General features: G+C 73.5%; 9 protein-coding genes. 5 read left to right on the top strand and 4 right to left on the bottom strand.

Going from position 1 to position 10,454, the window contains the following annotated elements:
- Window positions 1-125 precede the first annotated feature (125 nt).
- On the bottom strand, window positions 126-1,559 hold the full coding sequence (locus tag ACFXGX_RS42120) for a dihydrolipoyl dehydrogenase family protein (protein ID WP_384803444.1): 1,434 nt from the start codon (window positions 1,557-1,559) through the stop codon (window positions 126-128).
- A 119-nt stretch (window positions 1,560-1,678) separates the two neighbouring features.
- Here ACFXGX_RS42120 and trxA point away from each other — a divergent pair, with 119 nt between their 5' ends.
- The gene (trxA, locus tag ACFXGX_RS42115; protein ID WP_384803441.1) at window positions 1,679-2,092 is read left to right on the top strand and encodes a thioredoxin; all 414 of its coding nucleotides are present in this window, start codon (window positions 1,679-1,681) and stop codon (window positions 2,090-2,092) included.
- A 52-nt stretch (window positions 2,093-2,144) separates the two neighbouring features.
- Here the strand turns inward: trxA and ACFXGX_RS42110 are convergent, their stop codons facing one another.
- The 3 genes from ACFXGX_RS42110 to ACFXGX_RS42100 all read right to left on the bottom strand — a co-directional run bounded on the left by ACFXGX_RS42110 (window position 2,145) and on the right by ACFXGX_RS42100 (window position 5,983).
- Window positions 2,145-3,581 carry a benzaldehyde dehydrogenase gene (locus ACFXGX_RS42110; protein ID WP_384803437.1) on the bottom strand — a complete coding sequence of 479 codons (1,437 nt, stop codon included), beginning with the start codon at window positions 3,579-3,581 and terminating at the stop codon, window positions 2,145-2,147.
- Window positions 3,582-3,605: 24 nt separating this feature from the next.
- Entirely contained in the window at window positions 3,606-4,814 is a 1,209-nt protein-coding gene (locus ACFXGX_RS42105) for a 4-hydroxybenzoate 3-monooxygenase (RefSeq protein WP_384803434.1), read from the bottom strand.
- A 131-nt stretch (window positions 4,815-4,945) separates the two neighbouring features.
- Entirely contained in the window at window positions 4,946-5,983 is a 1,038-nt protein-coding gene (locus ACFXGX_RS42100) for a LacI family DNA-binding transcriptional regulator (RefSeq protein ID WP_384803431.1), read from the bottom strand.
- A gap of 169 nt (window positions 5,984-6,152) precedes the next feature.
- Between ACFXGX_RS42100 and ACFXGX_RS42095 the strand changes: the two genes are divergently transcribed.
- The 4 genes from ACFXGX_RS42095 (at window position 6,153) to ACFXGX_RS42080 (ending at window position 10,316) form a co-directional block, all read left to right on the top strand.
- Window positions 6,153-7,577, top strand: coding sequence for an amidase (locus ACFXGX_RS42095; RefSeq protein WP_384803428.1), 1,425 nt, complete (start codon window positions 6,153-6,155; stop codon window positions 7,575-7,577).
- Between the two features lie 20 nt (window positions 7,578-7,597).
- Window positions 7,598-7,822: a hypothetical protein gene (locus ACFXGX_RS42090; RefSeq protein WP_384803425.1), complete on the top strand. Its 225-nt coding sequence runs from the start codon at window positions 7,598-7,600 to the stop codon at window positions 7,820-7,822.
- A 199-nt stretch (window positions 7,823-8,021) separates the two neighbouring features.
- Window positions 8,022-9,512 (top strand): SPFH domain-containing protein, encoded by a 1,491-nt coding sequence (locus ACFXGX_RS42085; protein ID WP_384803422.1) that lies wholly within the window; start codon window positions 8,022-8,024, stop codon window positions 9,510-9,512.
- 348 nt (window positions 9,513-9,860) lie between these two features.
- Window positions 9,861-10,316 (top strand): type II toxin-antitoxin system PemK/MazF family toxin, encoded by a 456-nt coding sequence (locus ACFXGX_RS42080; protein WP_384803419.1) that lies wholly within the window; start codon window positions 9,861-9,863, stop codon window positions 10,314-10,316.
- The last annotated feature ends 138 nt before the right edge of the window (window positions 10,317-10,454 follow it).

Genomic DNA, 10,454 nt, shown 5'->3' with positions numbered 1-10,454 from the left:
CGCGCGCGCGGGCGGGGCGGGGGCCGCGCGGGCCGGCATACGGGCGCCCGGCCCCCCCGGCCCCGGGGGGGGGGGGCCGGGGGGTGCGCGTCCGGTCTTGGACGGGCACCCCGGGCACGCGCGGCTCACGCGTCCCGGTACGCCTCCAGGAGCCTCAGCCAGACCTCGCTGACCGTCGGGTACGACGGGACGGCGTGCCACAGGCGCTCGACGGGGACCTGGGCGACGACGGCGATGGTCGCCGAGTGGATGAGTTCCCCGACGCCGGGACCGACCAGGGTGAGACCGAGGATGATCTCGCGGTCGAGGTCGACGACCATGCGGGCCTTGCCCCGGTAGCCGTCCGCGTACAGTCCGGCGCCGGCCACCGAGGCCATGTCGACGTCCACGGCCCGGACCCGGTGACCGGCCTGCTCCGCCTCCGCGAGGGAGAGGCCCACGGCCGCCGCCTCCGGGTCGGTGAACACGCACTGCGGGACGGACGCGTGGTCGGCGGTGGCGGAGTGCGCGCCCCAGGGGTCCGTCTCCAGGAGCGGCACGCCCGCGGCACGTGCGGCGATGGCGGCACCCGCGATCCGGGCCTGGTACTTGCCCTGGTGGGTGAGCAGCGCGCGGTGGTTGACGTCGCCGACCGCGTACAGCCAATCGCTGCCGACGACCCGGAGGCTGTCGTCGACCTCGATCCACTTGCCCGGCTCCAGGCCGACCGTCTCGAGGCCGAGGTCGTCGGTACGAGGCGCGCGGCCGGTCGCGAACAGGATCTCGTCGGCCTCGAAGCGTTCACCGGTGTCCGTGAGGGCGACCACGGCCGAGTTCTCGCGCGAGACGGCCGTCACCGAGATGCCGGTGCGGACGTCCGCGCCCGCCTCGGCCAGCGCCTCGGCGACCAGTTCTCCGGCGAAGGGCTCCATGCGGGGCAGCAGGCCCTTGCCGCGGACCAGGAGGGTGACCCGGGAGCCGAGCGCCTGCCAGGCCGTGGCCATCTCGGCGGCCACGACACCGCCGCCCACCACGATCAGCCGTCCGGGCACGGCGTGCGCGGAGGTGGCGTCGCGGCTCGTCCACGGCTTGACCTGGGCGAGGCCCGGCAGGTCGGGGAGCAGGGCGCGGGTGCCGGTGCAGACCGCGACCGCGTGCCGGGCGGTCAGCAGGCGCCGTTCGCCGTCGGGCCCGTCGACCGTCACGGTGCGTGGTCCGGCGAGTCGGCCGTGTCCGCGGTGGAAGGCGGCGCCGATGCCGTCCAGCCAGGCGAGCTGGCCGTCGTCCTTCCAGTCCGAGGTGAAATAGTCGCGGTGGGCGAGCACCGCGGAGGCGTCGAGGGGGCCTTGTACGGCGGCGGACAGGCCGGGTACGCGGCGGGCGTCGGCGCGGGCGATGGCCGGGCGGAGGAGGGCCTTGCTGGGCATGCAGGCCCAGTACGAGCACTCGCCGCCGACCAGTTCGCTCTCCACGACCGCGGCGGAGAGGCCGGCGGCGCGGGCGCGGTCGGCGACGTTCTCCCCCACGGGTCCGGCACCGAGCACCACGACGTCGTAGGCGATGGATTCCGTTTCCGTCATGGGGCCAGTCTGGTTGCTGGTGTGCGCCGTGGCCACACGGGTACGCACCCGGAATAGGCCCCCGGTGGGTGGCGTTGTGCTGACCGGCATGACCTTGACACGAGGAAGAGGGAAGTGGAATGAGCAGCACCGTTGAACTCACCAAGGAGAACTTCGACCAGACGGTCACGGACAACGAGTTCGTCCTGATCGACTTCTGGGCGGAGTGGTGCGGGCCGTGCCGTCAGTTCGCCCCGGTCTACGAGAAGGCCGCCGAGGCCAACCCGGACCTGGTCTTCGCCAAGGTCGACACGGAGGCGCAGCCGGAGCTGGCCGCGGCCTTCGAGATCCAGTCGATCCCGACCCTGATGATCGTCCGCGACCAGGTCGCGATCTTCGCCCAGCCCGGGGCGCTGCCCGCCGCCGCCCTGGAGGACGTCATCGGGCAGGCCCGGAAGCTGGACATGGACGAGGTCCGCAAGTCGGTCGCCGCCCAGCAGGCCGCGGCCGAGGAGCAGGGCACCGGCGCCGAGCAGGCCAAGGACGCCGAGTAGGTCCTCGGCCCGCCGCGCCGCCGGTTCCCCGTGGAAGCCGCCGGTTCCTCCCCTAGAAGGGGTAGCCGGTCACGTCCCCGCGCACCGTCGTCCACCGCAGGTCGGTGAAGGCGTCCAGGTTGGCCTCGCCGCCGAAGCGGGCGCCGGTGCCTGAGGCGGCCGTACCGCCGAAGGGCGCGACGGCCTCGTCGTTGACGGTCTGGTCGTTGATGTGCGCGATGCCGGTCGGGATGCGTTCGGCGAGGTCGAGGCCGCGGGCGGTGTCCCGGGTGACGATGCCCAGGGCCAGACCGTACGGTCCCGCCGAGGCCAGGGCCGCCGCCTCGTCGAGGGTGCCGAAGGAGCGGACCGGGGCGACCGGGCCGAAGACCTCCTCCGCGTACGCCGGGGTCGTGTCGTCGACTCCGGCGAGGACGGTGGGCCGGTAGAAGAGCCGGTCGTGCGTGCCGCCCGCGGCCAGCTTCGCGCCGTTTGCGGTGCTGGACTCCACCAGCCCATGAATCTTGGCGAGTTGGGCGTCGTCGATGATGGGTCCGAGGTGGACCTGTTCACGGTGCGGGTCGCCGACGGCGAGCGAGTCGGCCTTGGCGGCGAGCCGTTCGACGTACTCCTCGTAGAGCGAGGCGTGGACCAGGTGACGGCCGGTGGTCATGCAGATCTGGCCCTGGTGGAAGAACGAGCCCCAGGCGGCAGTGGAGATGACCGCCTCGATGTCGGCGTCCTCCAGGACGACCAGCGCGGAGTTCCCGCCCAACTCCAGGTGCGCGCGCTTGAGATGACGTCCGGCGGCCTCACCGACCGAGCGTCCCGCGGCGGTCGAGCCGGTGAAGGAGATGACCGGGATCAGCGGGTCGGTGACGAGGGCGCGGCCGGCCTCGGGGCCGCCGGGCAGGACCTGGAGCAGCCCGTCGGGAAGTCCCGCCTCGGCGAGGACGGCTCCGAGCGCGAGGCCGCCGCACACGGCCGTGCGCGGGTCCGGCTTCAGGACGACGCCGTTACCGAGCGCGAGCGCCGGGGCGACCGAGCGGATCGAGAGGATCAGCGGCGCGTTGAAGGGCGCGATCACGCCCACGACGCCGACCGGGACGCGGCGCGTGTACGACAGCCGCGGGGCCTCCGACGGCAGGATCTGGCCCGTCGGGCGGGAGGCGAGGGCGGCCGCCTCGTAGCACTCCTGGGCGGCGACGTGCAGCTCGAAGTCCGCCTTGCCCGGGATGGAGCCGGACTCCCGCACGATCCAGTCGCGCAGCTCGTCGGCGTGCGCGGCGAAGAGGTCGCCCGCCCGGCGCAGTACGGCGGCTCGGACGAAGTGCGGGGCCCTGGCCCACTCGGTCTGCGCGGCGCGCGCCGTCCGCGCGGCACTCGCGACGTCCTCGGCGGCGGCGAGGGTGACCGTGCCGAGGCTCTCGCCGGTGGCGGGTTCGGTGACGGTGTACTCATCGCCCGAGAGGGGGCGGGACTGCCAGGTCGTGGGGTCGAGCAGCGGCATGTCGGCTCTCCGATCGGTCACTGATCACCGGCGGGACTCCGCGGATTCCCGCGGCTCGGGGGCCAGCGGAAGTCCCGTGTAGTTCGCTGCCAGTTCGGCGGCGGCGGAACGCGATGCCGTGATCCGGCGCAGTCGCGCGAGCTGCATCCGGTGTTCGAAGGCATCCTCATTTGGTTGAGCGTGCAACATCTTAGTCATGTCGTACGAGAAACGTGTGGCCTGCCACACACGTTCGAGGGCCGTCCGCGAGTAGCGGTCCAGGAGTTCCGTCGAACCGGTGCGGTGGAGTCCGGCGAACGCGCGGGCCAGGAGCCGTACGTCCGACACCGCGAGGTTGAGCCCCTTGGCGCCGGTCGGCGGCACGATGTGGGCGGCGTCCCCGGCCAGGAACAGCCGCCCGTGACGCATCGGCTCGTGGACCCAACTGCGCATGGAGGTGACCGACTTGGCGGTGACGGGTCCGCGCTCCAGCCGCCAGTCCCCGTCGACCGCGAACCGCGCGGCCAGTTCGTCCCAGACGCGCTCGTCGGGCCAGTCGCCGGCGTCGGTGCCGTTCGGGACCTGGAGGTAGAGCCGGGACACCGACGGGGAGCGCATGCTGTGCAGGGCGAAGCCGGTGGCACCCCGGGCGTAGATCAACTCCTCGCAGGAGGGCGGCACATCGGCGAGTATGCCGAGCCAGGAGTACGGGTAGTCGTGCGCGTACGAGCGGCCCGTCCCGGCCGGGAACGCGGCGCGCGCGACGCCGTGGCCGCCGTCGCAGCCCACCACCCAGTCACAGTCCAGCGTGCGTTCGTGTCCCTCGTGCACGAACCGCACGACGGGCGAGGCGCTTTCCGGCTCCTCCACGGTCAGCGCCTCGGCCTCGAACAACAGGGGTGGCCCGTCAGCGAGTTGGAGGGCGACGAGATCCTTCACGATCTCCGTCTGGGCGTAGATCGTGACGGTCCGGCCACCCGTGAGCCCGGGGAAGTCGATGTGGTGGCGCTCGCCCTCGAAGCGCAGCTCGATCCCGTGGTGGACCAGACCCTCGGCGTCCAGCCGCTCGCCCGCTCCGCACTCGCGCAGGGCGTCGACCGTGCCCTGCTCCAGCATGCCGGCCCGCTGGCGGCGCTCCACGTACGCACGGTCCCTGCTCTCCAGGACGACACAGTCGATCCCCGTCCGGTGCAGCAGCCGGGCCAGCAGGAGTCCTGCCGGGCCCGCGCCGATGATGCCGACCGTGGTCCGCATGAAGCGCCTCCGGTGTCCGATGCCGCCGGGTCCGAGCTCCGGCACGCGACCGCCCCGCCGTGCACGGGCCGGGTGAACAGGCTCGGTGCCGCGGGGTGGCGACCCTCTGCCTGCTGCGGCACCAGCCTCTCTCAGCTCGACGCGCGGTGCACCACTCGTGCGCCGAGCACCTCGCGCGTCTCGGGCTCGGTGCCCGGTTCGCGGACCACGCGGTCGACCAGCTCGGCGAGGTCGCGGCCGGAGGGCAGATCGAGATGCACGGTGCTCAGCCGGGGCCGCAGCAGCCGGCCGAGCATGAGGTCGTCGGCGCCGACGACGGCGGTCTCGTCCGGCACGGCGACGCCCTCGTCCTGGAGGGCGCGCATGAGGAGCATCGCGTACTCGTCGTTGTACCCGAAGACCGCGTCGAGGCCGAGGGAGCGCCAGCGCGCCGCGAGCCGGGCGGCGGCCTCCTCCTCGTACACCAGCGGCAGTTCGGTCACCGTCGCGTCCGTGCCGCGCAGGGCCCGCCGGACGCCGTCGAGGCGGGGCCTGGAGAAGATCTCCAGGCCGCTCTCCCCCGGCATCACCACACCGATGCGGCGGCGGCCCCCGGACAGCAGATGGACACCCGCGCAGTGGCCGACCCGGTCGTGGTTCATGAGCAGCGCGTGGGCGCCCTCGACCCGTTCGGGGCCGAGGGTGACCACGGCGCGGGCGCCCGCCCGCTTGAGGACCGCGACACCCTGCGGGCCGAGGCCGCTGCCGGGCACCAGGACGGCGACCGGGCGCAGCTCGGCCCAGGCGCGGGCCGCCTCGTCGCCGCGCAGGCCGACGCTGCCGTACTGGACGACCGTGTAGTCGAGCCGGCCCAGCTCGGACTGGAGTTCGGCGAAGAACTGGTGGTAGAGCGGGCCCACGGGGGCGGTCGGGGCGGGCATCAGCACCATGCGGCTGTGTCCGGCCCGCAGACTGCGGGCGGCCGCGTGCGGAACGTATCCGAGCTCCTCGGCGGCCTCGCGGACCCGGCGCCGGGTCGGTTCACTGATACGGACCGCGCTCGTGTTGTTCAGGACGTACGAGACGGTCGCGCGGGAGACACCCGCGAGGCGTGCCACGTCGGCACTGGTCGGTACGGGACGTCGTGCGGGCGTCGGCCGGCCGGCGGACTGTTTCGGTATCTGCGCCATGACGCGACGCATCCTTGCAGAGAGCCCGGACACCGCCTCGCGCCGGGGCACCCGATCGGACCCGCCGTTTACGGAACTCCCGCCTCCGTAAAGGAGGTTGAGGGTCCGGTACCGTCGCAGGGCCCCAGAGGTTACCGTTCGGTAGACAACCGCTTCGGAGGTGACCCGGATGGATCCCGACCGTGCCCCAGGACTGACGGAGAGCGCGCGTGTGCTGGCCGCGGGTGAGGTGAGTTCGCGCGAGCTGGTCGAGCGGGCGCTCGCCCGGATCGAGGCGGCCCGGCCCACGGTGAACGCCTTCCGGCTGGTGCGCGCCGAGGCCGCCCTCGCGGAGGCCGACGCGGCGGACGCGGAGCTGGCCGCGGGCGGGCGGCGGCCGCTCCTCGGGGTGCCGGTCGCGGTCAAGGACGACATGGACGTGGCGGGCGAGCCGACCGCGTTCGGCTGCGCGGGGGATTTCCCGCCGGTGCCCGAGGACGGCGAGGCGGTCCGCCGGCTGCGCGCGGCCGGGGCCGTCGTGGTCGGCAAGACCAACACCTGCGAGCTGGGCCAGTGGCCCTTCACCGAGGGCCCGGCCTTCGGCGCGACCCGCAACCCCTGGCATCACGGGCACACCCCGGGCGGCTCGTCCGGGGGCTCCGCGGCCGCCGTGGCCGCGGGCCTGGTGCCCGCGGCGCTGGGCTCGGACGGGGCGGGCTCCGTGCGCATCCCGGCCGCCTGGACCCATCTGGTCGGCATCAAACCGCAGCGCGGCCGGATCTCGACGTGGCCGCGCCCGGAGTCCTTCCAGGGCATAACGGTCAACGGCACGCTCGCCCGCACGGTCGCGGACGCCGCCCTGTTGCTGGACGCGGCGAGCGGCAGCCACGCGGGCGATCTGCACCGCCCCGCCGCGCTGCGCGTCCACGACGCCGTGGGCCGCGATCCGGGCCGGCTGCGCATCGCGCTGTCGCTGAAACCGCCGTTCACCGCGCTGCCCGCCCGGCTCGACCCCGCCGTACGGGCGAAGGTCCTCACGCTCGCGGAGCGGCTCGCCGCGCTCGGGCACGCGGTCGAGGAGGCCGATCCCCGCTACGGGCCCATCGGGCTCACGTTCGTCCCGCGCGCCACGGCGGGTATCGCCGAACATGCGCGCGCCGTACCGTTCCCCGAACTCCTCGACCGGCGCACGCACGGCGCGGCGCGCTTCGGCCGGCTGCTCGGCGGCGCTCCGCTGCGGGCGGCCCGCCGGGCCGAGGCCGGGCTGCGACGGCGCGTCGGCGCGCTCTTCGACACCTACGACGTGGTGCTCGCGCCCACCACCGCCGCTCCCCCGCCGGCCATCGGCGCGATGCTCGGCCTGAGCGGGCTGCGCACCGACCGCGCCATGATCGCCGCCTGCCCGTACGCCTGGCCGTGGAACGTTCTCGGCTGGCCGGGCGTCAACGTCCCCGCGGGCTTCGTCGGCGAAGGGCTCCCGGTCGGCGCGCAGTTGCTCGGCCCGGCGGACAGCGAGCCGCTGCTGGTGTCGCTGGCCGCACAGTTGGAGGCGGACCTGCGCTGGCACGAGCGGTGGCCTCCGCGCGAAGCCGTCGTGGACTCCCCGGCCGTGTAGGGGAGTTCCGGCCTTACGCTGTGGCCATGGACGATGCCTCGATGGTCGGTTTGATGGGACGCGTCACCGGCACGGTCGGACCCGGGCTCGTCGGCGAGGTGATGGTCCGGGTGCGCGGCGGCGCCGAGCACTTCCTCGCGTATCCGGCAGCGCCGAAGGACCGTATCGAGCGGGGCACGGTGGTGATGGTGGTGGAGTACCTGGCGCCGCGCACGGTGTACGTCTCGGCCGCGTACGAGAACTGAGCGCGCCGCGCGACTCCGGCCGCCCCTCCTGGAGGTCGAACTGATGCTTTTCATACGACAGTTGAGCTGCCCTCGTCCCAGGTGAGAGCCGTATGCGTCAAGAACGCAACAAGGATTCGCACACCTCTGTATTCCGGTGTCGGCGAGGAGCACACTCCCGTTCGTTCGGTGCCGAAAGGGCACCATCCAAAGGGGGCGTATGCCGATGGTTGTCGGCGTCGTGGCGGGGGCGGTTGTCCTCGCACTGATCTTCATCGTTGTGGTCTTCAAGCTCATGTGGCGTGTCGCGGAGCCCAACGAAGCGTTGATCATCTCCGGTTCGAAGCATCGGACCGAAGGTCTCGAAGAAGGCATGGGATTCCGCATCGTGACGGGGCGCGGCACGCTGGTACTGCCCGGCGTGCAGGCGGTGCGGAAGATCTCGCTCGACCTCAACGAGACCGAACTGCACGTGGACTGCGTGACCACCCAGGGCATTCCGCTCAAGGTGCGGGGCGTGGTCATCTTCAAGGTGGGCGACGACTTCGTGTCGATCGCCAACGCGGGGCGTCGCTTCCTCGACCAGCAGAAGATGATGGCGGAGCGGGTGCACAACGTGTTCGCCGGCCATCTGCGATCCATCGTCGGCGGGCTGACCGTCGAGGACATGATCCGCGACCGGGAGAAGCTGACCGGTCAGACCCGGGCCGCCTGCGGTACGGAGATGGAGAAGCTCGGCCTGATCGTCGACTCGCTGCAGATCCATGAGATCGAGGACCCGACCGGGTACATCCGGAACCTGGCCATGCCGCACGCCGCCGCCGTCCAGCGTGATGCCCGTATCGCGCAGGCCGAGGCGAACCGGCTGGCCACCGAGGCCGAGCAGAAGGCCGCGGCCCGGATGTCGGAGGCGACCAGGGACAGCGAGATCCAGCAGGCCGGTTACCAGGCCGAGCGGGACAAGGCGGCGGCGACGGCCCAGATGGCCGGCCCGCTCGCGGCGGCCTCCGCTCAGCAGGACGTCGTCGTCCAGGAGACACGGGTCGCCGAGCTCGAGGCACACCGCCGCGAGCAGCAGCTCCAGGCGGACGTCCGCAAGCCGGCGGACGCCAAGGCGTACGAGATCCGGGCACGGGCCGAGGCCGAGCGTGACGCCCGGATCTCGGCGGCGCAGGCCAAGGCCAAGGAGACCGAGCTCGCCGCGGTGGCGGAGGCGACCAGGGTCAAGACGGCGGCCAACGCCGAGGCCGAGGCGACCAAGGCACGCGGCGCCGCGGCCGCCCAGGCGACCCGTGCCACCGGCGAGGCCGAGGCCGCCGCCTCGCAGGCCAAGGGCCTGGCGGCGGCCGAGGCGACCCGGGCCCAGGGTCTCGCGGAGGCGGAGGCCATCCAGGCCCGCGCCGCCGCGCTGGCCGAGAACCAGGAGGCCGTGGTCGCCCAGCAACTCGCGGAGAACTGGCCGGAGATCGTCCAGGCGGGCGCGAGCGCGTTCGGCAACGTGGATCACATGGTGCTGCTCAACGGCGCCGACGGCATGTCGGAGCTGTTCGCCAAGGCGCTCACCATGGGCGGCACGGGCCTCGGCCTGGCACGCCAGTTGCTCTCCTCGATGAATCCCGAGGGCACCCCGGCCAAGAGCCCGGCGGCGGAGCTCAACGGGTTCGTGCCGCCGGTCAGCGAGAAGGTGCCCGTGGAGAAGGACGAGGGGTGAGATCCGTGCGCTGAGGCGTACGGGCACCGGTGGTTCTGATCAGTAGGGGCCGGGGGGGGGGGTGGTGTGGGGGGGGGAGGGAAATAACAACACCCACAGGCGACAGGCCGCCCCGCCCCCGCGAGGGGGGGGGGGGGGCGCCGGGCCGGGTTTGGTGGTTTCGGTGGGGGGGGGGCGGCGGGGGTTTGCCCCCACCCCCCCGGCCCCCCCGTCGCCGTGTCCCCCGTCGCGCCGCACTCCATGGGGCGGGCGCCTCACGGAAGTTGGGCTGACCGCGGAGCCGTGCTGAGCCGTCAGGCCCCGGACCCGCCCGCCGCGACCTGGCGCGCAGGCTTTACGGTGGCCCCCGTGACTGCCTTTACCGATGACACCGAAGAAGCCGTCCCCGGCCGCTACGGCCCCTCCGCCACCACCGAGGCCGAGCCCCGCGAGGTCGGCCCCGTGAAGACCGAGTACGCCCCCGCGCACGACGGCGACCCCGATCCCGGGGAGATCGTCTGGACGTGGGTCCCCTTCGAGGAGAACGACGGCCGGGGCAAGGACCGCCCGGTGCTGGTCGTGGCCCGGGAGGCCGCGGGCACACTGCTCGCCGTCCAGCTCTCCAGCAAGGCGCACAACGGCGACCGCGAATGGGTGCCGATCGGCAGCGGACCGTGGGACCGGACCGGGCGGGACTCCTGGGTGAACGTGGACCGCGTGCTGCGGCTGCACGAGGACGGGATGCGGCGGGAGGCGTGCGCGCTGGACCGGATGCGGTTCAACTCCGTCGTACACCGGTTGCGCGAGCGATACGGCTGGCGCTGAGCGTCTCCGGTTCCCGGCTCCCGGGCTACCCGGCTCCCCTGTGACGGCCGTGGGGGGGGGGGGGGGGGGGGGGGGGGGGGGGGGGGGGCCCCCCGGGCCGCCCGGCCGCGCGGGCGCGGCGCGCGCCCCGCGCCCGCC

This window comes from Streptomyces sp. NPDC059371 (genome assembly GCF_042751995.1).
In the GTDB taxonomy this organism is placed as follows: Bacteria; Actinomycetota; Actinomycetes; order Streptomycetales; family Streptomycetaceae; genus Streptomyces.
This window is presented reverse-complemented; position numbering and strand designations above follow the sequence as displayed.

Bases quoted from the DNA above. Each gene is read 5' to 3' on its own strand.
- ACFXGX_RS42085 (WP_384803422.1), top strand. From the start codon at position 8,022: ATGCCGATGGTTGTCGGCGTCGTGGCGGGGGCGGTTGTCCTCGCACTG.
- ACFXGX_RS42105 (WP_384803434.1), bottom strand. From the start codon at position 4,814: ATGCGGACCACGGTCGGCATCATCGGCGCGGGCCCGGCAGGACTCCTG.
- ACFXGX_RS42110 (WP_384803437.1), bottom strand. From the start codon at position 3,581: ATGCCGCTGCTCGACCCCACGACCTGGCAGTCCCGCCCCCTCTCGGGC.
- ACFXGX_RS42120 (WP_384803444.1), bottom strand. From the start codon at position 1,559: ATGACGGAAACGGAATCCATCGCCTACGACGTCGTGGTGCTCGGTGCC.
- ACFXGX_RS42100 (WP_384803431.1), bottom strand. From the start codon at position 5,983: ATGGCGCAGATACCGAAACAGTCCGCCGGCCGGCCGACGCCCGCACGA.
- ACFXGX_RS42095 (WP_384803428.1), top strand. From the start codon at position 6,153: ATGGATCCCGACCGTGCCCCAGGACTGACGGAGAGCGCGCGTGTGCTG.
- trxA (WP_384803441.1), top strand. From the start codon at position 1,679: ATGAGCAGCACCGTTGAACTCACCAAGGAGAACTTCGACCAGACGGTC.